Source organism: Serratia sp. JSRIV001 (genome assembly GCF_019968745.1).
Taxonomy (GTDB): Bacteria; Pseudomonadota; Gammaproteobacteria; order Enterobacterales; family Enterobacteriaceae; genus Chania; species Chania fonticola_B.
In genome coordinates this window covers 3945373-3969123 of the sequence record NZ_CP074147.1, presented here as the reverse complement: position 1 = coordinate 3969123, position 23751 = coordinate 3945373, and the positions used below count along the sequence as shown (strand labels likewise).

Below are 23751 nucleotides of genomic sequence, written 5' to 3'. Positions count from 1 at the left end.
CCGACTTATCGGCGGGTTCCCGGTATCGTCATCGTTAGCAGCTGCTACGACGGCACAGGGTTGAAGGGATCGAACCTTTGGGCTGCCAGGGCTGATCGTTCAAACGCGCCAACAATGCCTTACCTGCCTGAATACCAATCTCCTTATGCGGCACGGTCATGGTCGTCAGCGGTGGCTGGCAGACCTGGCTGACCTCACTGTTGCCAAACCCCACGATCGCCAGCTGTTCCGGTACCTTGATGCGCCGCCGCTGGCATTCATACAGCGCGCCGCAGGCCAGTTCATCAGACGCACAGACCAAGGCATCCAACTCCGGCCAGGCCAGTAAAAACTCCGGCAATTGCTGGGCGCCGAGGCTAAAGCTTGCGGGTTGCGCGGCATTAATCACCCGATGAGGGGACATGTGGTTCTGCAGTAGCGCTTTGTGCCAGCCTTGCAGATGCTGTTGGAAAATCCACTGTTCCTGATTAGCACACAGCAGCCCAACATTCTGATACCCGCTGGCAATCACGGTTTGCGTGAGCTGATACATGGCGGCGACGTAATCGATGCCGATATTGATGTCGATCGGGTCGGTACGGATTGCTCCAATTTCCACTACCGGAATATTGGCTGCGGTTAATGCCTGACGGGTATTTTCAGAATGCTCAATGCTTAACAGCACCGCCGCAGCCAGGTTGTAAGAGAGCAGGGTTTCCAGCAACGTTTCTTCACGCTCGATATGATGTTGGGACTCGGCTAGCATGATCTGGTAACCCGCCGGTTGCAGTACCCGCTGTAACCCTGCAAACATATCCGCACAGCCGGACTCGGAAAAACTCGGCACCACCATGGCGATGGTATAAGAAGACGCCGAGGCTAACGAACTCGCCGCCAGGTTGGGGAGATAACCTAACTCACTGACCGCCGACTCAATTTTTTCTCTCAGCTTATCTGAAACCTGTTCCGGCGTGCGTAGCGCCCGCGAGACGGTCATGGTGCCCACGCCTGCCAATTGGGCTACGTCGGCCAGGGTAACCCGGCCGGTACTGCGTCGTTTTCTACCGATCGACATTGCTGATCCTGACTGAAATGCGCGCATAACGCATAAATGAGCTCATGGGTTGAAACCCATTACTGGGCTTCGTCGTTCCCGCTTCTGTGCCCATTCTACCCCGTTCCTTTGGCGATCGATAAAAAAACTGAACCGCCGGGTTTCATCCCCGATAGTTTTGATAGCGCTATCACAGATCTGGATGAAGGATTTTTGGTAGCGCTATCTTTGTGCGATAAGTCACAGTTTAACCCCTGCACGTTGATTAAAGTTTTACCGTCGCCGGGCTTTTCCATGACGGCTACGTGCCATCAAACGATCCATAGCCAACAGATTTCGTCCCGTTTAGGTTCGGAAACTCTGGCGGTTTAAGGGAAAAAACCCATAAGGAGGAGATGTGCTCAACGACTGGCTGAACGCCGACCACATTCAACTGTGCGATCAGGTTACCGACTGGCAGGAGGCGGTCACGCTGAGTGCTCAGCCGCTACTGCAGCGTGGTGTGATCACCGCCGATTACCTGACGGCCATATTTCAGCAACATCAGGCGCTGGGGCCCTATTACGTGTTGGCACCCGGTATCGCGATGCCCCATGCCAGGCCGGAGGAAGGCGCCAAAGCGCTTGGCCTTTCACTATTAAAGATCAATCAGGGCGTGCATTTTCAGTCCGAAGATAACGACCCGGTGTTCGTCGTGGTGATGCTTTCCGCTCCGGATAGCAGTAGCCATATTGACATGATTTCGCAGCTGGCCGAGTTATTTTCTGATAGCGAAGCCATGGAGAAACTGTTCCTGGCGCAAACCAAACGGCAAATTGAGGATGTTATCGCCAATTATTAATCTCTAACCGGTTATACCCGCAGCTTTTGATAATACTCAGCATCCGATAGATATCGGGTGACGCTATCCTACACATAAAATCTGGCAGGTAAGAATAATGAAAATCATGGCTATTTGTGGCTCAGGATTGGGCAGCAGTTTTATGGTGGAAATGAACATCAAGAAAGTGCTGAAAAAAATGAATATTGAGGCAGAGGTAGAACACTCCGATCTTTCCTCGGCAACGCCGGGCGCGGCAGATATCTTCGTGATGGCGAAAGATATTGCCGCTAGCGCCAGTGTCCCAGCCGACCAGTTAGTGGTGATCAGCAATATCATTGATATTAATGAGCTTGAAGCCAAGCTGCGTGCTTACTTCACAGCCCACTCCATTATTTAATCTAACCCATTGGCGAGGTGGATATGTTTATCCAGGAAACGCTCAGGTTTGTGGTTGATATATTAAAGGTCCCGGCGGTATTGGTCGGGGTGATTGCCTTGATTGGTCTATTGGCACAAAAGAAATCTTTTTCTGACGTGGTCAAAGGGACGGTTAAAACCATTCTGGGCTTTATTGTGTTGGGCGGTGGGGCGACGGTATTAGTCGGCTCACTGAATCCATTGGGTGGCATGTTTGAGCATGCGTTCAATATTCAGGGCATTATTCCCAATAACGAAGCCATTGTCTCTATCTCACTAGAGAAATACGGTGCCTCCACCGCGCTGATTATGGCGTTTGGCATGGTGGCCAACATCATCGTGGCTCGCTTTACCCGCTTGAAATACATCTTCCTGACCGGGCACCACACCTTCTACATGGCCTGTATGATCGGCATCATCCTTACCGTGGCCGGTTTTGAGGGCGTACAGTTGGTGTTCACCGGAGCGCTGACTCTGGGATTGGTGATGGCGTTCTTCCCGGCTATCGCCCAGCGCTATATGCGCCGCATTACCGGTAACGACGACATTGCCTTTGGCCATTTCGGCACCTTGGGCTATGTCCTTTCCGGCTGGCTCGGTTCCAAGGTGGGGAAAAACTCGCGTTCCACCGAGGAGATGAACTTACCTAAAAACCTCAGCTTCCTGCGTGACAGCTCGATTTCCATCTCGATGACCATGATCGTGATCTACCTGATCCTGGCTATCTGCGCGGGCCAGGATTACGTCGAAAGCCAATTGAGTGGCGGGCAGAACTACCTGGTGTACTCGATTATTCAGGCGATCACTTTTGCCGCCGGGGTATTCATCATTCTGCAAGGTGTGCGCCTGATCCTGGCCGAGATCGTCCCGGCCTTTACCGGCTTCTCGGAAAAACTGGTCCCTAATGCCCGCCCGGCGCTGGACTGCCCGGTGGTCTATCCCTACGCCCCCAATGCGGTGTTGATTGGTTTCCTGTTCAGCTTCCTGGGTGGCTTGGTGGGTCTGTTCTTGCTCGGCCAAATGAAGATGGTACTGATCCTGCCGGGCGTGGTGCCGCACTTCTTTACCGGGGCCACTGCCGGGGTGTTCGGCAATGCGACCGGTGGGCGGCGTGGTGCCATGCTGGGGGCATTTGCCAACGGTTTGTTGATTACCTTCCTGCCGGTGCTGTTGTTACCGGTACTGGGCGCGCTGGGTTTTGCCAACACCACTTTCTCCGATACGGACTTCGGCGTGGTGGGGATCGTGTTGGGCAATATGGCACGCTTCCTGACCAAAGAAATGATCATGGTCGCGATCGTCGCCATCTTTGGCCTGCTGGTCGCGCATAACTTCCTGGGAAAACGCAAAGATGTCCCAGCCAGAAATAAGGAGGAAAGTTCATGAGCAACACCGTGACTGATTTGACGCAATTGGCCGGGGCGATCCGTCTGGAAACGCTGAAGGCACTCACTGGGCTGGGATTTGGCCATTACGGCGGCTGTATGTCGGTAGTTGAAACGCTGGCGGTGCTGTACGGCGAAGTGATGCGTATCGATCCAGGTGACCCGGATTGGCCTGAACGCGATTATTTTGTGTTGTCGAAAGGCCATGCAGGCCCGGCACTGTATAGCGTGCTGGCGCTAAAGGGCTATTTCCCGTTGGAACAGTTGCAAACGCTTAACCAGAATGGCACTCGGTTACCAAGCCACCCAGATCGCTTGCTAACCCGTGGGGTGGATGCCACTACCGGATCGCTCGGGCAAGGGGTCTCTATTGCAGCCGGTATGGCGCTTTCTCACCAACTGGCAAAGCGCAGCAACCGGGTATTCTGCATCCTGGGGGATGGTGAACTGAACGAAGGCCAATGCTGGGAAGCGTTCCAATTTATCGCCCACCACAACCTGCATAATTTGACGCTGTTTATTGATTACAACAAACAGCAGTTGGACGGCACGCTGGATGAGGTGATCAAACCCTTCGATCTGGCCGGTAAATTCCGCGCCTTCGGTTTTGAGGTGCAAACCGTTCGTGGGGATGACATTGCCGCGATCCGTGATGCCGTGTTGCCGGAACGCAGTGGCGAGCAGCGGCCGTTGGTGGTGATCCTCGATAGCCTCAAGGGGCAGGGCGTGGCGTATCTGGAGAACCTGAAAAACTCACACCATCTGCGCTTAACGCCAGATGTTCGTAGCGAAATTGAAAAGGCCATTGCCGACCTGGAGGCCGCCTATGTTTAACCTGGAAATGCCGTTTGAAAAAGACGCCGTAGAAATGCGTAAGGTGTACGCCAGCGTGATCCGCCAACAGGCCGAAGCCGATAAGCCGGTGATTGCACTGGAAGCCGATCTGATGAGTTCGATGGCGATGGATGGCGTACATAAGGATCACCCAGAGCGGGTCATCAACTGCGGCATCATGGAGGCTAATGTGATTGGCGTAGCCGCCGGTTTGTCGCTAACCGGGCGGGTCCCTTTCGTCCACACCTTCACCGCTTTTGCCAGCCGCCGCTGTTTCGATCAGCTGTTTATGTCGTTGGATTATCAGCGCAACAACGTCAAGGTGATCGCTTCCGATGCCGGGGTCAGCGCCTGCCATAACGGCGGCACGCATATGTCGTTTGAAGACATGGGGATCGTGCGCGGCCTGGCGCATTCGGTGGTGTTGGAGGTGACCGATGCCACCATGTTCGAGGATATTTTGCAGCAACTGGTGAAGTTGCAAGGCTTCTACTGGGTACGAACCATTCGTAAGCAGGCGACACGCATTTATCCTGCAGGCTATCGTTTCACCATCGGCAAGGCTAATCTGCTGCGTGACGGCAGCGACATTACGCTGATCGCCAACGGCATTATGGTCGCCGAAGCGTTGCAGGCGGCTCAGCAACTGCAACAGCGTGGTATCAGCGCGGCGGTGATTGACATGTTTACACTCAAGCCTATCGATCGTGAAATCATCAAAACCTTTGCGGCGAAAACCGGCAGGATCGTCACCTGCGAGAACCACAGCATCCATAACGGGCTTGGTTCGGCAGTGGCGGAGGTGCTGGTGGAAGAATGTCCGGTGCCGATGCGGCGAGTGGGAGTCAAAGGCCGCTATGGGCAGGTGGGTACGCAGGAGTTCTTGCAGCAGGAGTATGGCCTGACGGCGGCGCATATTGTGGCGGCGGCGGATGAGTTGTTGACCCCCCCTCACCCCAACCCTCTCCCAAAGGGAGAGGGAGCTGATAGGCGGTGCTCTGCTGGAAGTAAATAGGTCATCTCAACAAATTTACCTCAACACTTTCCCTTTACAGACCGGGGACAGGGTAGAACGGTGTTCAAGGACATAGTGAACACTTTTTAATATCCTTCACTCATGACGATCGGCCTATTTCTCAGGCCGATCATCTCCTTATCCAAGGTGTGTCACCGAATTTTCAGATCTACTCGATCGGTCCCCTCTCCCTGTGGGAGAGGGTTAGGGTGAGGGGCATCGGGGGGCATTGCTTGCTCTTTGTTGACGCCAAAAATAAAACGGCCCGGTGATGATCACCAGGCCGTTATGGGTATTAAAAGAGTCTAAAGGTGCCGTAGTGGCACCTTTGTCTCATCAGGCTTTAGCAGCCTGCGCGTCAGCCTGAGCCGACTGGATCGCCGTCAGGGCTACGGTATAGACGATATCGTCAACCAGAGCACCACGTGACAGGTCGTTCACCGGCTTGCGCATGCCTTGCAGCATTGGCCCGATAGATACCAGGTCAGCAGAACGCTGTACCGCTTTATAAGTGGTGTTACCGGTGTTCAGATCCGGGAAGATGAATACGGTCGCCTGACCGGCTACTGGCGAGTTAGGCGCTTTGGATTTGGCCACGTCGGCCATGATCGCTGCGTCATACTGCAGTGGGCCATCGATGATCAGATCCGGGCGTTTTTCCTGGGCCAGACGGGTCGCTTCCCGCACTTTCTCAACGTCGCTACCCGCACCGGAATTACCGGTAGAGTAAGAGATCATCGCTACGCGTGGTTCGATACCGAATGCGGCTGCGGAATCGGCAGACTGAATAGCAATTTCAGACAGCTGTTCAGCAGTTGGATCCGGGTTGATCGCGCAGTCGCCGTAGACCAGAACCTGGTCAGGCAGCAGCATGAAGAACACGGAAGAAACCAGTGAGCTGCCCGGTGCGGTTTTGATCAACTGCAACGGTGGGCGGATGGTATTGGCGGTGGTGTGAACGGCACCGGAAACCAGGCCGTCAACTTCGCCTTTCTCCAGCATCAGGGTGCCGAGAACCACGTTGTCTTCCAACTGCTCACGCGCAACCACTTCGGTCATGCCCTTGCTCTTACGCAGCTCAACCAGACGCGGCACATAGAGTTCACGCACGGCAACCGGATCGACGATCTCGATGCCTTTACCCAGCTCAACGCCCTGCGCGGCGGCAACGCGTTTGATCTCTTCCGGGTTACCCAGCAGCACACATTCCGCGATACCACGTTCGGCACAGATGGCCGCCGCTTTCACGGTGCGTGGCTCGTCGCCTTCCGGCAGCACGATGCGTTTACCCGCTTTGCGCGCCAATTCGGTCAGCTCATAACGGAACGCCGGTGGGGACAGACGACGTGAACGCTCAGACGTGGCGGTCAGGGACTCGATCCATTCGGCGTTGATGTGGCTGGCCACGTAGTTCTGTACTTTCTCAATACGCTGATGGTCGTCTGAAGGCACTTCAAGGTTGAAGCTTTGCAGGCTCAGCGAGGTCTGCCAGGTGTTGGTGTCAACCATGAACACCGGCAGGCCGGTTTCAAAGGCGCGCTCACACAGCTTGTTGATGGAGGCATCGATTTCGTAGCCGCCGGTCAGCAGGATGGCACCAATTTCCACGCCGTTCATCGCGGCCAGGCAGGCTGAAACCAGCACGTCTGGACGGTCGGCAGAGGTAACTAACAGGGAACCCGGGCGGAAGTGTTCAAGCATGTGCGGAATGCTACGCGCACAGAAGGTCACAGATTTCACCCGGCGGGTCATGATGTCGCCTTCGTTGATCACTCGCGCCTTCAGGTGGCGGGCCATATCAATGGCACGGGTAGCGATCAGTTCGAAGCTCCACGGCACGCAACCCAATACCGGCAGCGGGCTGTTGGCGAACAGCTGTGCAGGATCGACGTTGGCTACGCTGGCCTTGGTGGAATCGTCAAAGATTTCGGACAGGTCTGGGCGAGTACGGCCCTGATCGTCCACCGGAGCGTTCAGCTTGTTGATGATCACGCCGGTAATGTTTTTGTTCTTGCTGCCGCCGAAGCTGGAGCGAGCCAGTTCGATGCGCTCGGTTAACTGGGCTGGAGAATCGTTACCCAGTGCCAGCACAAAGACGATCTCTGCATTCAGCGTTTTGGCGATCTCGTAGTTCAGCGCGTTGGCGAACTGATGCTTACGGGTAGGCACCAGGCCCTCAATCAGCACAACTTCTGCGTCTTTGGTGTTTTCGTGGTAACGGGCCACGATCTCTTCCATCAGCACGTCCTGCTTGTTGGAGCTCAGCAGGCTCTCAACGTAGCTCATGCGCAGGGGTTCGGCCGCCGGGATGGTCGAGTTGCTGCGGATGATGGTGGTGGTCTGGTCGAGAGAATCGCCGCCGGTACGCGGTTGGGCAATAGGTTTGAACACGCTCAGGCGAACGCCTTTTTGCTCCATGGAGCGGATGACACCCAGGCTGACGCTGGTCAGACCGACGCTGGTGCCTGTGGGGATCAACATAATTGTACGTGACACAGAATAGTCCTCTTCACGGTTTTCTGCCTGCAACGGGGGCGCAGACAAAGATGACAGGCTCAAAACAACACCGCCAGCCTGGGCTGACGGTGTGGAGAGCATTAAGCGGTCAGACGGGAAGCGTCTTGCGCGATGACCAATTCTTCGTTGGTCGGGATCACCAGTGCCGGACGGCTGCCGTCTTTGGTGATGTTGCCTGATTTGCCGAAGCGGGCAGCCAGGTTGCGTTCGTGGTCGATTTCAAAGCCCAGCAGGCCCAGTTTATCCAGGGTCAGCTCACGTACCATCGCAGCGTTCTCACCGATACCGCCGGTGAAGATCACAGCATCCAGACGGCCTTCCATCAGGGCGCTATAGGCACCGATATACTTGGCCAGACGGTGGCAGAAGACGTCCATGGCGCGCTTGGCATCGGCCTTGGTGTCATAGTTGTCTTCAACGTAACGGCAGTCGCTGGTGACTTCGGTCAGACCCAGCAGGCCAGACTCTTTGGTCAGCATCTTGTTGATCTGGTCAACGCTCATGCCCATGGCGTCGTGCAGGTGGAAGATGATGGCTGGATCGATGTCACCACTGCGGGTACCCATTACCAGGCCTTCCAGCGGGGTCAGACCCATGGAAGTATCAACACACTTACCGTTGCGTACTGCGGTTACGGAACCGCCGTTGCCCAGATGGCAGGTGATGATGTTAACTTCTTCAACCGGCTTGTTCAGCGCCTTCGCGGCTTCTTGAGTCACGTAGAAGTGGCTGGTGCCGTGTGCGCCGTAGCGACGAACGCCATGGTCGCGGTACAGGCTGTACGGCAGGGCATACAGGTAGGACTCTTCCGGCATGGTCTGATGGAACGCGGTGTCAAACACGGCAACGTTTTTATCAGCCAGATTAGGGAAGGATTTCAACGCTTCAGCAATACCGATCAGATGTGCCGGGTTATGCAGTGGTGCAAAAGGTACCGAATCTTTGATACCCTGCAGGACTTCGTCGTTGATGACGGCAGAGGCCGTGAACTTCTCGCCGCCGTGCACGATGCGGTGGCCGATAGCGGTCAACTGGGCGGAAAGCTCTGGTTTTTGTGCCAGAATAGTATTAACAATGAAGTTCAGCGCTTCGCTGTGCGCTGCGCCGGCACCCAGTGCCGCTTCTTGTTTACCGCCATCCATTTTCCATTTGATACGGGCTTCAGGAAGATGGAAGCACTCGGCCAGGCCAGAGAGGTATTCTTCACCGTTGGCTGCATCGATGATAGCGAATTTCAGGGAAGAACTGCCGCAGTTAAGGACCAGTACTAGCTTACTCGACATGGAAGTACCTACTTATAGTTCGTGTTGGTATTAAGGAAGACCCAAAAACACGTGGTGAATAAAACGTCAATCAGACAACAAGCGTAGCGCATAATGCCGTTGACATTTATGATTAACATCATGTCAGTGATACAAAGGACATAATGATGAAAAAACCGATGATTTCTCTGCGGTTTAAGCGATCCTGATTTTTACCGCTTCCTAGCCCCACATGGCCGCCAACGGCAGGATTAGGGAGATAGGGCTAAAAGTTGACAAATCTTCTGTCATCTTCTACCGGCACATGGCCGGCTTAGGATACCGATAGCCCGCCACAAACACAAAATAAATTTAAAGCTTCAACTTTTTTGTTAGTGTGTTTGCAAGAATATTTTATTTTTTATACGTGAAGTTGAGGTGCGCAATGACGAGCAGACCATCCGGTTCCGTAAGCTGGTTTCAGATATTCCAGCGCGGGCAGCATTACATGAAAACCTGGCCAGCAGACAAACGGCTGGCACCGCTTTTCCCTGAGAACCGCGTGTCACGCGCTACCCGCTTTGCCGTTCGCTTTATGCCCCCGTTGGCGATTTTTACCCTGACCTGGCAGATTGCGCTCGGCGGTCAGCTTGGCCCGGCGATTGCCACCGCGCTGTTTGCCTGTAGCTTGCCGATGCAGGGGCTGTGGTGGTTGGGCCGACGTTCCGTGACACCATTGCCGCCAACCTTGCTGCAATGGTTCCATGAGGTCCGTAACAAGCTGGCGGAAGCTGGGCAGGCGATTGCCCCCGTAGAAGGGACGCCAACCTACCAGGCGCTGGCGGACGTGCTGAAACGAGCCTTCAAGCAGTTGGACAAAACCTTCCTCGACGATCTTTAAGTGCCACTGGGCCGGGATTTCGCCGGCCTTGCTTTATGCCGCAAATTCGTGCCCGGATCATGTCTGGCCACTCCCCACATTTGACGAATATCCCGGTTCAAATCAAAGAATGGGTTAGTTGTGATTCCACGCCATACTGAAGTCATGCGATGCTCTGGTTAATTTGCAGAACTGAGGACAATGAAATGGAAATGACTCACGCCCAACGGCTGATTTTGTCGAATCAATACAAGATGATGACCATGCTCGATCCGGACAATGCGGAGCGCTACCGCCGCTTGCAGACGATCATCGAGCGCGGTTTTGGTTTGCAAATGCGCGAGCTGGATCGTGATTTTGGTGAGATGAGCGAAGAAGTGTGCCGCACCATCATCAATATCATGGAAATGCACCATGCGCTCCAGGTTTCCTGGGAGAACCTAAAGGATCGCCAGGGGCTGGACGCGCGTCGCCTGGCATTCCTGGGTTTTGATGCGGCAACCGAAGCACGTTACCTTAGCTATGTGCGTTTCCTGGTGAATACGGAAGGGCGGTATACTCATTTCGATTCTGGTAGCCACGGGTTTAACGCCCAAACCAAAATGTGGGAAAAATACCAGCGCATGCTGAGTATCTGGCTATCCTGCCCACGCCAGTATCATTTGAGCGCCGTCGAGATTGCGCAAATCATCAATGCCTGATTAAACGTAGAGGGGTTTCCCGTGGAGTGTAAGGGTTTTCTGTTCGATCTTGATGGAACGTTAGTAGATTCATTACCGGCGGTAGAGCGAGCCTGGACGCAATGGGCAGAGCGCCATGGCATCAGCCCGCAACAGGTGCTGGACTTTATCCACGGAAAACAGGCGATCACCTCGCTGCGTCACTTTATGCCGAATGCCACCGAGGCTGAGCTACAGCATGAGTTCACATTGCTTGAGCAGGTAGAAGCAGAGGATACCGACGGCGTCCGTGCCCTGCCAGGGGCATTGGTCCTGCTGGAGCGGATCAAGGCGTTGGGGATACCTTGGGCAATCGTCACCTCGGGGTCCGTGCCAGTGGCCAACGCACGCCGCCTTGCCGGTGGGGTGCCGCTTCCTGAGGTGTTTATCACCAGTGAGCGGGTCAAACAGGGTAAACCGCATCCAGATGCCTACCTGTTAGGGGCACAAGGTCTTGGGTTGGCACCACAGGATTGTGTGGTGGTGGAAGATGCTCCTGCCGGGATCCTTTCCGGTTTGGCCGCAGGTTGCCAGGTGATTGCGGTTAATGCACCGGCAGACGCACCGAAGCTGAACCAGGTGGATCTGATCCTTTCCTCTTTGGAACAGCTCAAGATCGCCAAGTCCGAACAGGGCGCTGTCATCGAACTTATTGCTTAATCTGCACATTCTTACCTCAATTTGATTAGACCCCGCATCGTCGGGGTTTTTTTATGCTAATTTCTTATGCCGGGATCACTGCAGAATGAGGCCGTTTTGAACAGCGAATTACTTTGGGTTTTGAGTTTACTGTTAATAGCCATTGTGCTGTTTACCACCAACAAGCTGCGCATGGATGTGGTGGCACTGTTGGTGATCATCGCGTTTGTGCTCAGTGGAACCTTGAGTCTGCAAGAGGCAACGGCTGGCTTCAGCGATCCTAACGTCATTTTGATCGCCGCTCTGTTCGTCATTGGCGAAGGGCTGGTACGCACCGGGGTGGCCTATCAGGTTGGCGACTGGCTGGTGAGAGTGGCGGGCAGCAGTGAAACCAAGATGATGATGCTGCTGATGTTTACCGTCGCCGGGCTGGGGGCCTTTATGAGCTCGACCGGGGTGGTAGCCATCTTTATTCCCGTGGTGCTCAGCGTCGCGGTGCGCATGAAAATCTCGCCAGGGCGGTTGATGATGCCGCTGAGCTTTGCCGGTTTGATCAGCGGCATGATGACGCTGGTCGCCACGCCGCCGAATATGGTGGTCAACAGTGAACTGGTACGTGAAGGCATCGACGGTTTCGGCTTCTTTGGCGTTACGCCAATTGGCCTGGTGGTGTTGCTGTTGGGCGTGGGGTACATGCTGGTTGCAAGACGCTGGCTCGGCGACAGCGGCGGCACCAAGACCAAGTCGGCGTGGGAGCGCCGGACTTTCCGCGATTTAATCCGCGACTATAAGCTCACCGGGCGGGCGCGTCGTTTGGCGGTACGTAGCGGTTCGCCACTGATTGGCCGTTCGCTGGATGAACTGCATTTGCGCGCGCGTTACAGCGCCAACGTTATCGGCATTGAGCGCTGGAAGCGTTTCCGCCGGGTGATGATCAGCGCCTTTGGCAGCACGGAACTGCGCGAAGGGGACGTACTGCTGATCGATATGACGGATTGTGATATCGATCTGCGTCAGTTCTGTAGTGAGCAACAGCTTGAGCCCATGGTGCTACGGGGGGAATATTTCTCCGAACAGTCGCGCAACGTGGGCATGGCCGAAGTTTCGCTAATCCCTGAATCGGCCCTGCTGGGAAAAAGCGTGCGCGATGCCGCTTTCCGTAGCCGTTACGATCTCAACGTGGTCGGTATCCGCCGCAATGGTGAAACCCTCCAAGGCAAGCTGGTGGATGAACCGCTGGGCCTGGGGGACATTCTGTTGGTGATCGGCGACTGGAAAGCAATCCGCCAACTGCAGGCCAAAACCCATGACTTTATCGTCTTGAACCTGCCCGCCGAAGTGGACGAAGTGGCACCGGCGATCACCCAGGCTCCTCATGCGCTGTTCTGTCTGGCGCTGATGGTGGCAATGATGCTGACCGACGAGATCCCGAATCCGATCGCCGCACTGATCGCTTGCCTGTTGATGGGGCGCTTTCGCTGCATCGATATGGAAAGTGCCTATAAGGCGATCCATTGGCCGAGCATCATTTTAATCGTCGGTATGATGCCCTTTGCCCAAGCGTTGCAGAAAACGGGCGGGGTCGATCTGATCGTCCGTGGGTTGATGGATGTTGCCGGTGATGCCGGGCCGCACGTCATGCTGGCCTGTCTGTTTGTCCTGTGCGCCACCATAGGGCTGTTTATCTCCAACACCGCCACGGCGGTATTGATGGCACCGATTGCCATTGCTGCGGCCCGTGAAATGGGCGTTTCGCCTTATCCGTTTGCCATGATTATCGCGATTGCCGCCTCCGCCGCCTTTATGACGCCGGTGTCATCGCCGGTCAATACGCTGGTGTTGGGACCGGGAAACTACAAGTTTGGCGATTTTCTGAAAATTGGGGTGCCGTTCACCGTGCTGGTGATGATTGTCAGCGTGATATTGGTGCCTTGGTTGTATGCGTTTTAAGCACACAGTTTGCGTTTTATGTCAGGAATGAGTAAAGGCACTTTATTGACTCTTGAGAATGCGCTTAAGTAGCTAACGACCGAAACCATAAAGAGTTTTGGCATTTTATCGGCTCATGCTGCAGCTCGTTGAGGCTTTACGGCGACCGGTGTCGCCCAGGCTTAGTTTAGCGATCCTTCTGGAGTTGCCATGAAAATGAAACATGGATTTATAACCCTTACTTTAGCTTCTCTGTTGTTGCTGTCCGGCTGTGCGAGATACATGAGTGGCTCTCTCAATTCGGTGCCCGATCCGGGTTATGCCTTTGATAAGAATGCGCCAGTGTTGGTGCTTGTCGCCTCAGATTCTGATGAACCAATGCTGGCGAAACACTTCTTCGGTAATACGCTGACGTTTTTGCGCGCAAAGGGGTTTCAGCGCGTTTATACCGAGGATAACCTGCCAAATGGCGGTGTGGTGCCCAAGCTGTTTGTGGTGTTGGACGTAGATAAAAACACCCGGGTACATGAATATACCAGCGCGGATTACGGGGATGTGGCCACCGGTGAGACCACCGAATGCACCACTGAAAATACCAAGAAAGGGGAAAAGGCGACCTGCACCACCAAGGCCATTATGACCAGAGAGATCATTGGCTATTCGAAGAAAAGGGACTACTACACCGAGCGCCGTTTCCTGCTGAGTATGTTTAACAGCGATAAAAAACCGGTGCTGGAGGCCCAGGCTTCTTACTTTGGCAACCAATGCCCACAGGATAAAATTTACCGCTTCCTGGTCACACAAACTTTCCAGCGTATCGATTTACGCTCGGTGGTGGAGCAGGAGTTCACGGTAGAAATGCCGGAAGGTACGACCTGCGGCTAAGGTGTCTCAGACTGCCAGGTGCAAAGCACCTGGCTTTAGACTCACAGTGGTGAATCGCTGCTGATTTCATCCAGCGAAAGGCTGAAGCTTGGGATGAACACCGTCATGAAATACTCCATTTCCGGGCTGTGGCGCATTTGCAGCGTTTTCTCCAGACGAGCCTTGGCCTGCTTGAACTCATTATTCCCCGCAGACAACTCCTCCAGACACTTCAGGTAAGCGCATAGCGCATCGGCCTGCTTCACGATCAGCTTTTCATCCTCGCTGTGATGGTGCTCATCCAGGATCGAGCGGAAATCGTTTTGTAACTCTTCCGGCAGCATCTCCAACAGCTTTTGTTGGGCAATCTTCTCGATTTTTTTGTATTCGTGGGCTATCTGCGGGTTGTAATACTTGATGGGAGTGGGCATATCGCCGGTCAGCACTTCGCTGGCATCGTGATACATCGCCAACAACGCCACGCGTTCGGCATTCAGGTTGCCGTTAAACTTGCGGTTTTTGATCGCGGCCAGCGCATGGGCGACAAAGGCGACCTGCAGGCTGTGTTCGGAAACGTTTTCGGTACGCACATTGCGCATCAGCGGCCAGCGGCTAATCAGTTTCAAACGGGACAGGTGGGCAAAGAAGTGGCTCTGGCTCATGGTGCTCTCTCTACAACGGCATGTGAGAGCATTATACGCTATGGAGCTAAGTACATCCCTCGGAATTGTAGGGCGCAGCGAACCGCGCCCGGCAAAATTACTGGTGATAGGTTTCCAGGAAGCGGCCCAGTTTGCCCACCGCCATTTCCAATTCATCCACGCGGGGTAGCGTAACGATACGGACGTGGTCTGGGTAAGGCCAGTTGAACGCGCTGCCCTGTACCAGTAACACCTTCTCTTGCAACAGCAGATCCAGCACCAGCTTCTGGTCGTCGCGGATGTTAAAGCGCTTGGCGTCAATGCGTGGGAACATATAGAGGGCCCCCTGAGGTTTCACGCAGGAAACGCCAGGGATCTCGTTTAGCAGTTCCCAGGTGCGGTCGCGTTGTTCATACAGGCGGCCACCAGGCTGAATAAATTCGCTGATGCTCTGGTAACCCCCCAGTGCCGTCTGGATCGCATGCTGCATTGGCACGTTAGCGCACAGACGCATGGAAGCCAGCATCTCCAACCCTTCAATATAGCCTTTGGCATGTTTCTTCGGCCCGTTGAGCACCATCCAGCCCTGACGGAAACCGGCAACGCGATAGGTTTTGGACAAGCCGTTAAAGGTGACGGTCAGCAGATCTGGGGCCAATGCGGCGATCGAGTGATGCTCTGCCTCGTCGTAGAGGATCTTGTCGTAGATTTCGTCGGCAAAGATGATCAGGTCATGCTGGCGGGCGATCTCGACGATCTGTTCCAGCAGTTCTTTGCTGTAGACCGCACCGGTTGGGTTATTAGGGTTGATGATCACGATGCCACGAGTGCGTGGGGTGATTTTGCTGCGAATATCGTCCAGATCCGGGAACCAGCCAGATTCTTCGTCGCACATATAGTGCACGGCCTTGCCGCTGGAAAGCGACACGGCGGCGGTCCACAACGGGTAGTCTGGCGCAGGTACCAGCATTTCATCACCGATGTTCAGCAGCGCTTGCATGGATTGCACGATCAGCTCAGAAACGCCATTGCCGATGTAGATATCCTCAACGGTCACGTCACGCATGTTACGTGCCTGATAGTGCTGCATGATTGCCTTGCGCGCCGAGTAGAGCCCTTTGGAGTCGCAGTAGCCTTGTGCCGTTGGCAGATTGCGGATCACGTCGACCAGAATTTCATCGGGGGCATCAAAGCCGAACGGGGCAGGGTTGCCAATGTTCAGCTTGAGGACTTTATTGCCTTCTTCTTCAAGACGTTTAGCTTCTTTGAGTACCGGGCCACGAATGTCATAACAGACGTTGTCCAGTTTGCTGGATTTCTCAATGGGGGACATAGAAAGTTGAGCCTTTTGCTAAGATAGGGCCGTTCCTACCGTGGAACACCGCAATCCGTCCAATGTACTCCTGGAGGCCGGGCTTTTGAAGGGTTATGCATTGCTTTGGTGAAAACGATCGGCAAAAATCGTTTTTTAAGACAATAACCGTCTGTATTGATCGTTTTTTCAGTGTTTAAATCTGATGGCGTCACTATTTTAAGGTTTATATGTCGACGGAAGGGCTTGTCACGTAAAGGGTTTTTATCAGTTAACCGCATAAATGTGTATGCCAAGCGCCAGAAAAACGCCAAAGCCGCTTAAAGATAGTAATATGGGATTAATCTGGTTTCTTGTCTGTACTGACAATACCACACTGAGTTGAAGTAGAATTACATTAGGTCCACTTCAGTAATTAACTTAAATTTTATTTAAGTAATAGTCAGGGTCTTTTAATAATCAAAAGACTTACTGCTTGAATTTATTAAATTCCCTAATCGATGCGTCGTTCGATATACGGGGGGGTTGTTAATATTTTGTACAGAAAACAACAATGCTGTCATGGTCTCTGGCGGCCAGAGATCGAGGTAACCGGGAGGAAAGGGGGGATTTTGCCCGCATAGGATTATCAATGCTTATAAGGGTAAGCACTTTTCGTCGTAACTTTCACCACTATCAATAAGCCGTTGCGATAGATCACGGATAAAAAGCGATGCAGATAACGAAATATAAGTAATTTTTTTGCCCTCTTCTAATGAGTGGGGTACTGTCATAAGTGGCGCATGCCCTTTTAAGCTGCGTCTTAGAAATACACCAGGGTAGTTTGTAAATTAGAATTTAAAAAGTGAAGAAAACACTATGACAAGTGCAAATCGTCCGATACTTAATCTCGACCTCGATCTGCTAAGAACTTTTGTTGCTGTTGCTGATTTGAATACGTTTGCGGCTGCTGCCGTTGCCGTGTGTCGTACTCAGTCCGCAGTCAGTCAACAAATGCAGCGGTTAGAGCAATTGGTTGGCAAAGAGTTGTTCGCCCGTCATGGGCGCAATAAATTGTTAACCGAACATGGTATCCAGCTTCTCGGCTACGCCAGGAAAATCCTGCGCTTCAACGACGAAGCTTGTGCCTCCTTGATGTACAACAATATCAACGGCGTTCTGACTATCGGTGCTTCTGATGATACCGCCGATACCATTTTGCCTTTCTTGCTAAACCGCGTGACGTCGGTCTATCCCAAGCTGGCGATTGATGTGCGGGTGAAGCGTAGTCCGTTCATGATCGACATGCTGAAGAATGGTGAAGTGGATCTGGCCATCACCACCGTGGATACCGAAGGGCATCCGCACATCATTCTGCGTACATCTCCAACGTTGTGGTACTGCTCGGCGGATTACCATTACCAGGCGGGGGAACCGATCCCTCTGGTGGTGATGGATGAGCCAAGCCCGTTCCGAGCGATGGCGATCAAGCACCTCGAAGCTGCCGATATTCCTTGGCGTATTGCCTACGTGGCCTCTACGCTTTCTGCGGTGCGCGCGGCGTGCCGGGCAGGTTTGGGGATCACCGTGCGGCCAATCGAAATGATGAGCCCAGATCTGCGAGTTCTGGGCGCGGCGGAAGGTTTACCGCATCTTCCTGATACGCAGTATGCGCTATGCAAAGACATGAAGTGCGAAAATGAACTGGCCATGGCGATCTTCAGTGCCGTGCAAAACGGCAGTGAGATTTACCACTTCGGCGGCGGCGAATCTTCGGTGATCGATGAAGGTTCCAGCGTGGCGGATAGCGAAGAGTAGCGTTTTACCCTAAGCTAGCCATAGTAAAAGTTACAAACCTCTGCCACGGCGGAGGTTTTTTTTAGCTCAAAAAAATGAAATCAAGAATTTTGGCGTGTTGAAGGTAAATGCGATGCCAAATGGGTATTTATTCATGGTTTCTAGCAGGTGAAACCCGCATTTTTTCACATTGCTCGTTTTTTATGCAGTGATAACAATGAGTAAATACCTGGAGTTGATGGGGTTATTTTGCTATTTTACGCTGACGTTTTTTTACCTGAAATTGACAAAAATTGTTAAACCGCCACACTTTTTTTGAGGATTTCTGCCCGAAACGTGTCCTGGATCAAAAAAATACCCCTAGGTAGTGAGTGGAACAACAGGGAATTCCTGAGAGAATGGTATAGTAAAAGTGAAATGTGCCTGTGGGGTTATATCTATCTGTTTCCGTTGAGCAATCAACTGACACGATTTAGCCTAAGCCAAGCGCATCATATGTTAATTAAATGCTTCGTATGTAAATTAGTGTGTAGATACTTTTGTCAAAGTTGACAGAAGGTTATAGAAAGGAGTAAAAAGCCCACAGTAAAACACTGCCTAACTCTCTGTAAAAGCAGCTTGTTTGTGTGGTTATTTATCCTTCCCTTAAATCGATGTGGTGCACTAACTGCCAGTTACAAGAGCAGAACGATCGACGCCACTTTTGATGAGTAAGCATAGAGTATGTCAACAACCATTGAAGTCATCGCTCATCACTGGGCGTTCGCCGTATTTCTTATCATGGCTATCGGGCTCTGCGGCTTCATGCTGCTGGGTGCGTTCTTCTTGGGTGGGAGAGCCCAGGCTCGCGCCAAAAACACCCCTTATGAATCCGGGGTCGACTCGGTCGGTACGGCGCGTTTGCGTCTGTCCGCCAAGTTCTACCTGGTGGCCATGTTCTTCGTCATTTTCGATGTTGAAGCCTTATATCTGTACGCCTGGTCGGTCTCGATTCGTGAGAGCGGTTGGGTAGGCTTTATCGAAGCCGCCATTTTCATTTTGGTGTTATTGGCTGGTTTGGTTTATCTGGTGCGTATCGGCGCATTGGATTGGACTCCAACGCGCTCCAAGCGTTTGAGTAAGCCAACTATCATCAAGAACGCTAGCAACAGTCATCCGCAGTAACAGCGAGGCATTAAGATGGACTATACGCTCACCCGCATAGACCCGAACGGTGAGAACGACCGTTATCCCCTGCAAAAACAGGAGATCGTAGGCGATCCCCTTGAGCAGCAGGTTCACCGTACGGTTTACATGGGTAAACTCGAACATGCTTTGCATGACATGGTGAACTGGGGGCGTAAAAACTCTCTTTGGCCGTATAACTTCGGCCTTTCGTGCTGTTATGTGGAAATGGTGACCTCGTTTACCGCCGTTCACGACGTGGCGCGTTTTGGTGCGGAAGTATTGCGTGCCTCCCCACGCCAGGCCGACTTTATGGTCGTTGCCGGCACCTGCTTTACCAAGATGGCCCCGGTCATTCAGCGTTTGTACGAGCAAATGCTGGAGCCTAAATGGGTGATCTCGATGGGCTCCTGCGCCAACTCAGGCGGCATGTACGATATCTACTCAGTAGTCCAGGGCGTGGATAAATTCCTGCCGGTCGACGTGTATATTCCTGGCTGCCCACCGCGCCCGGAAGCTTACATGCAGGCACTGCTGCTGCTGCAGGAATCCATTGGTAAAGAACGTCGCCCGCTGTCGTGGGTCGTTGGCGATCAGGGCGTGTACCGCGCCAATATGCCATCAGAAAAAGAACGTAAGCACGCCGAGCGTATTGCGGTAACCAACCTTCGGTCGCCTGACGAGATTTAAGACGTTCATTTAACGTCCATCTTAGTGCGCTATTGGTTAACACAGCGAAAAGTTGAACTTGCGGCGAAATAACCCTTTAGTGTGGTGAAAAAAATTATGACAGATTTAACGACGCACGAAGCTCTGCCTGCTTGGCATACCCGCGATCATCTCGATGATCCGGTGATCGGCGAACTGCGCAACCGTTTTGGGCCGGAAGCCTTTACTGTTCAGCCCACCCGTACCGGAATGCCCGTGGTATGGGTCAAAGTTGAGCAGTTGCTGGAAGTTATGACGTTTTTGAGAAAACAACCGAAGCCGTACGTCATGCTGTTCGACCTGCATGGCATGGACGAGCGTCTTCGTACCCACCGTGAAGGCTTGCCTGCCGCGGACTTCTCTGTTTTCTACCATCTGATTTCTGTCGAACGTAACCGTGACATCATGCTGAAAGTGGCACTGTCTGAAAAAGACCTGCACGTGCCCACAGCAACCAAGATTTTCCCGAATGCCAACTGGTATGAGCGCGAAACCTGGGAAATGTTCGGTATTACCTTCGACGGCCACCCGCACCTGACGCGCATCATGATGCCGCAGAGTTGGGAAGGTCATCCACTGCGTAAAGACTACCCGGCGCGCGCCACCGAATTCGATCCTTTTGTGTTGACCAAACAAAAAGAAGATCTGGAGATGGAGTCGCTGAAGTTCAAGCCGGAAGAGTGGGGCATGAAGCGCGGCACCGAGAATGAGGACTTCATGTTCCTTAACCTCGGCCCGAACCACCCTTCTTCACACGGTGCATTCCGTATCATTCTGCAGTTGGACGGTGAAGACATCGTTGACTGTGTGCCGGACGTGGGTTACCACCACCGTGGCGCAGAGAAGATGGGCGAGCGCCAGTCTTGGCACAGTTTTATCCCGTATACCGACCGTATTGAATACCTCGGCGGCTGCGTAAACGAAATGCCTTACGTACTGGCGGTGGAAAAACTGGCCGGGATCGTGGTGCCGGATCGTGTCAACACCATCCGCGTCATGCTGTCTGAGCTGTTCCGCATCAACAGCCACCTGCTGTACATCAGTACCTTTATCCAGGACGTGGGCGCCATGACCCCGGTGTTCTTTGCCTTTACCGACCGTCAGAAAGTTTATGATGTCGTTGAAGCGATTACCGGCTTCCGTATGCACCCGGCCTGGTTCCGCATTGGTGGCGTGGCGCACGACCTACCGCGTGGCTGGGATCGCCTGCTGCGTGACTTCCTGGACTGGATGCCGAAGCGCCTCGATTCCTATGTGAAAGCGGCACTGCACAACTCCGTTCTGAAAGGGCGTTCTGTCGGTGTGGCTTCTTACAACGCCAAAGAAGCGTTGGAATGGGGTGTGACTGGTGCTGGCTTGCGCGCTACCGGCGTTGAGTTTGACGTGCGTAAATGGCGTCCATACTCCGGCTATGAAAACTTCGATTTTGAAGTGCCGGTCGGCGACGGTAACAGCGACTGCTATACCCGCGTGATGCTGAAAGTGGAAGAGCTGCGCCAGAGCCTGCGCATTCTTGAGCAGTGCCTGAACAATATGCCGGAAGGCCCGTTCAAGGCCGATCATCCGCTGACCACGCCGCCGCCGAAAGAGCGCACGTTGCAGCATATTGAAACGCTGATCACCCACTTCCTGCAGGTTTCCTGGGGCCCGGTGATGCCAGCCAACGAATCATTCCAGATGGTTGAAGCCACGAAAGGGATCAACAGCTACTACCTGACCAGCGACGGCAGCACCATGAGCTATCGCACCAGGATCCGTACGCCAAGCTATGCTCACCTGCAGCAAATCCCTGCGGTGATCCGTGGCAGCCTGGTCTCTGACCTGATCGTCTATCTGGGTAGTATCGATTTTGTAATGTCAGATGTGGACCGCTAACTATGCATGATCTTAAAGACACTCACGTGAGTCACGATGCGCTTGAGGCCACCAATGCAGCCGCTCCCCAGAGCGGCGCTGATGCATTTGTGCTGAGCGCGGAAGAACGTGATGCGATCGAGCACGAAAAGCACCATTACGAGGATCCACGCGCCGCCTCCATTGAAGCACTGAAGATCGTGCAGAAGCAGCGTGGCTGGGTTCCGGATGGGGCGATTTATGCCATCGCTGAAGTGCTGGGCATCCCAGCCAGCGACGTAGAAGGCGTGGCCACGTTCTACAGCCAGATTTTCCGCCAGCCAGTAGGACGCCATGTGATCCGTTACTGTGACAGCGTGGTTTGTCACATCAACGGCTACCAGGGCATTCAGGCCGCGCTGGAAAAGAAACTCAACATCAAGCCGGGCCAGACTACCTTCGACGGTCGCTTCACCCTGCTGCCGACCTGCTGTCTGGGCAACTGCGACAAAGGCCCGAACATGATGATCGATGAAGATACTCATGCTCACCTGACGCCAGAAAACGCGGTCGAACTTTTGGAGCGGTATAAATGATGATTGATATCAAACGTACTGCCGAAATGCATCCGCTGACCTGGCGCCTGCGCGATGACCAACAGCCGGTCTGGCTGGATGAATATCGCAGCAAGAACGGTTACCAGGGCGCGGAAAAAGCGCTGAAAGGCATGGCCGCCGACGACATCGTCACCCTGGTGAAAGATGCCGGGCTGAAAGGCCGTGGTGGTGCAGGTTTCTCCACCGGTTTGAAGTGGAGCCTGATGCCGAAAGACGAATCCATGAACATCCGTTACCTGCTGTGTAACGCCGATGAAATGGAGCCGGGCACCTATAAAGACCGTCTGCTGATGGAGCAACTGCCACACCTGTTGGTGGAAGGCATGCTGATTTCGGCATTTGCGCTGAAAGCCTATCGGGGTTACATCTTCCTGCGTGGCGAATACGTCGAGGCTGCAGTGCACCTGCGCCGTGCGATTGCGGAAGCTACCGAAGCAGGCCTGCTGGGCAAAAATATCATGGGCAGCGGCTTTGACTTCGAGCTGTTCGTCCACACCGGCGCTGGCCGCTACATCTGCGGTGAAGAAACGGCGCTGATCAACTCGCTGGAAGGCCGCCGTGCCAACCCGCGCTCCAAGCCGCCATTCCCCGCTTCCGTGGGCGTATGGGGCAAACCGACCTGCGTGAACAACGTAGAGACCTTGTGTAACGTGCCTGCCATCCTCGAGCATGGTGTGGACTGGTACAAAGGGATCTCCGCCGGTAAGAGTAACGACGCCGGTACCAAACTGATGGGCTTCTCTGGCCGGGTGAAAAACCCAGGCGTCTGGGAGCTGCCGTTTGGCACTACCGCGCGTGAAATTCTGGAAGATTACGCCGGTGGCATGCGTGATGGCCTGAAATTTAAAGCCTGGCAGCCGGGCGGGGCGGGTACCGACTTCCTGACCGCCGATCACCTGGATCTGCCAATGGACTTCGAAAGCATCGGTAAAGCGGGCAGCCGTTTAGGTACGGCGCTGGCGATGGCGGTGGATCACGAAATCGGCATGGTTCCCCTGGTGCGTAACCTGGAAGAGTTCTTTGCCCGTGAGTCCTGTGGCTGGTGTACACCGTGCCGTGACGGCTTGCCGTGGAGCGTGAAGATCCTGCGTGCTTTGGAAAGAGGCGAAGGCCAGCCGGGGGATATCGAAACCCTCGAGCAGCTGTGCCGCTCCCTTGGCCCAGGTAAAACCTTCTGCGCCCATGCGCCAGGTGCCGTAGAGCCACTGCAAAGCGCGATTAAATATTTCCGTGAAGAGTTTGAAGCCGGGATTTCCCCACAGTACCTGGGCAATCTCCAGGCGGTTGGCGGCATTCAGCCAAACAACTTGTTGAAGCAACGCTGGTAATCCTGCTTTGCCTGGGTGCGGTGAGCGCGCCCCGAAACACGGCCAGAATTTTTGATTAACGCCTGCCTTATGGGCA

20 protein-coding genes and 1 pseudogene are annotated in these 23751 nt (G+C 53.8%); 16 read left to right on the top strand and 5 right to left on the bottom strand.

Annotated features, from left to right (window positions below; translation table 11 throughout):
* Positions 1-34 precede the first annotated feature (34 nt).
* Positions 35-1054, bottom strand: a complete 1020-nt coding sequence (locus tag KGP17_RS18395; RefSeq protein ID WP_021806006.1) for a LacI family DNA-binding transcriptional regulator — start codon at positions 1052-1054, stop codon at positions 35-37.
* A gap of 376 nt (positions 1055-1430) precedes the next feature.
* Between KGP17_RS18395 and KGP17_RS18390 the strand changes: the two genes are divergently transcribed.
* The 5 genes and pseudogenes from KGP17_RS18390 to KGP17_RS18370 form a co-directional block, all read left to right on the top strand.
* Entirely contained in the window at positions 1431-1874 is a 444-nt protein-coding gene (locus tag KGP17_RS18390) for a PTS sugar transporter subunit IIA (protein WP_059201294.1), read from the top strand.
* Between the two features lie 97 nt (positions 1875-1971).
* Positions 1972-2253, top strand: coding sequence for a PTS sugar transporter subunit IIB (locus tag KGP17_RS18385; protein ID WP_021178540.1), 282 nt, complete (start codon positions 1972-1974; stop codon positions 2251-2253).
* Between the two features lie 23 nt (positions 2254-2276).
* The gene (locus tag KGP17_RS18380; RefSeq protein WP_059201293.1) at positions 2277-3659 is read left to right on the top strand and encodes a PTS ascorbate transporter subunit IIC; all 1383 of its coding nucleotides are present in this window, start codon (positions 2277-2279) and stop codon (positions 3657-3659) included.
* Entirely contained in the window at positions 3656-4492 is an 837-nt protein-coding gene (locus KGP17_RS18375) for a transketolase (protein WP_209522600.1), read from the top strand. The genes KGP17_RS18380 and KGP17_RS18375 overlap by 4 nt, the downstream gene beginning before the upstream one ends.
* Positions 4485-5435: pseudogene (locus KGP17_RS18370) on the top strand (transketolase family protein); the annotation flags it as partial. The gene KGP17_RS18375 and the pseudogene KGP17_RS18370, both read left to right, overlap by 8 nt.
* Before the next feature lie 408 nt (positions 5436-5843).
* On the opposite strand, the gene pta reads toward KGP17_RS18370, so the two are convergent.
* Together pta and ackA are read right to left on the bottom strand one after the other, a co-directional pair.
* Complete coding sequence (gene pta, locus KGP17_RS18365; protein ID WP_223498120.1) at positions 5844-8003, bottom strand: phosphate acetyltransferase; 2160 nt, start codon at positions 8001-8003, stop codon at positions 5844-5846.
* A gap of 101 nt (positions 8004-8104) precedes the next feature.
* Entirely contained in the window at positions 8105-9307 is a 1203-nt protein-coding gene (ackA, locus tag KGP17_RS18360) for an acetate kinase (RefSeq protein WP_021806000.1), read from the bottom strand.
* Positions 9308-9710: 403 nt separating this feature from the next.
* On the opposite strand from ackA, the gene yfbV reads away from it, so the two are divergent.
* From yfbV to KGP17_RS18335, 5 genes are all read left to right on the top strand, one after another.
* A complete protein-coding gene (gene yfbV / locus KGP17_RS18355; protein WP_025122796.1) occupies positions 9711-10166 on the top strand; it encodes a terminus macrodomain insulation protein YfbV in 456 nt (151 codons plus the stop codon).
* Between the two features lie 185 nt (positions 10167-10351).
* Positions 10352-10846 carry a YfbU family protein gene (locus tag KGP17_RS18350; protein WP_021178532.1) on the top strand — a complete coding sequence of 165 codons (495 nt, stop codon included), beginning with the start codon at positions 10352-10354 and terminating at the stop codon, positions 10844-10846.
* Between the two features lie 21 nt (positions 10847-10867).
* On the top strand, positions 10868-11524 hold the full coding sequence (locus KGP17_RS18345) for a sugar phosphatase (protein WP_021805998.1): 657 nt from the start codon (positions 10868-10870) through the stop codon (positions 11522-11524).
* A 96-nt stretch (positions 11525-11620) separates the two neighbouring features.
* Positions 11621-13453 (top strand): SLC13 family permease, encoded by a 1833-nt coding sequence (locus KGP17_RS18340; protein ID WP_021178530.1) that lies wholly within the window; start codon positions 11621-11623, stop codon positions 13451-13453.
* 189 nt (positions 13454-13642) lie between these two features.
* Complete coding sequence (locus tag KGP17_RS18335; RefSeq protein ID WP_037375528.1) at positions 13643-14317, top strand: hypothetical protein; 675 nt, start codon at positions 13643-13645, stop codon at positions 14315-14317.
* Positions 14318-14358: 41 nt separating this feature from the next.
* On the opposite strand, the gene yfbR is transcribed toward KGP17_RS18335, so the two are convergent.
* The gene (yfbR, locus tag KGP17_RS18330; RefSeq protein WP_021805996.1) at positions 14359-14958 is read right to left on the bottom strand and encodes a 5'-deoxynucleotidase; all 600 of its coding nucleotides are present in this window, start codon (positions 14956-14958) and stop codon (positions 14359-14361) included.
* A 97-nt stretch (positions 14959-15055) separates the two neighbouring features.
* Positions 15056-16270: a pyridoxal phosphate-dependent aminotransferase gene (locus KGP17_RS18325; protein ID WP_021805995.1), complete on the bottom strand. Its 1215-nt coding sequence runs from the start codon at positions 16268-16270 to the stop codon at positions 15056-15058.
* Positions 16271-17107: 837 nt separating this feature from the next.
* Between KGP17_RS18325 and lrhA the strand changes: the two genes are divergently transcribed.
* From lrhA to nuoF, 6 genes are all read left to right on the top strand, one after another.
* Complete coding sequence (gene lrhA / locus KGP17_RS18320; RefSeq protein ID WP_037375525.1) at positions 17108-18046, top strand: transcriptional regulator LrhA; 939 nt, start codon at positions 17108-17110, stop codon at positions 18044-18046.
* A gap of 702 nt (positions 18047-18748) precedes the next feature.
* Complete coding sequence (locus KGP17_RS18315; RefSeq protein ID WP_021178526.1) at positions 18749-19189, top strand: NADH-quinone oxidoreductase subunit A; 441 nt, start codon at positions 18749-18751, stop codon at positions 19187-19189.
* A gap of 15 nt (positions 19190-19204) precedes the next feature.
* On the top strand, positions 19205-19879 hold the full coding sequence (locus tag KGP17_RS18310; RefSeq protein ID WP_021178525.1) for an NADH-quinone oxidoreductase subunit B family protein: 675 nt from the start codon (positions 19205-19207) through the stop codon (positions 19877-19879).
* 96 nt (positions 19880-19975) lie between these two features.
* A complete protein-coding gene (nuoC, locus tag KGP17_RS18305) occupies positions 19976-21772 on the top strand; it encodes an NADH-quinone oxidoreductase subunit C/D (protein WP_037375523.1) in 1797 nt (598 codons plus the stop codon).
* 2 nt (positions 21773-21774) lie between these two features.
* A complete protein-coding gene (gene nuoE, locus KGP17_RS18300; protein ID WP_021178523.1) occupies positions 21775-22326 on the top strand; it encodes an NADH-quinone oxidoreductase subunit NuoE in 552 nt (183 codons plus the stop codon).
* Complete coding sequence (gene nuoF / locus KGP17_RS18295; RefSeq protein WP_021805992.1) at positions 22323-23675, top strand: NADH-quinone oxidoreductase subunit NuoF; 1353 nt, start codon at positions 22323-22325, stop codon at positions 23673-23675. Before nuoE ends, nuoF begins: the two co-directional genes overlap by 4 nt.
* Positions 23676-23751: the final 76 nt, after the last annotated feature.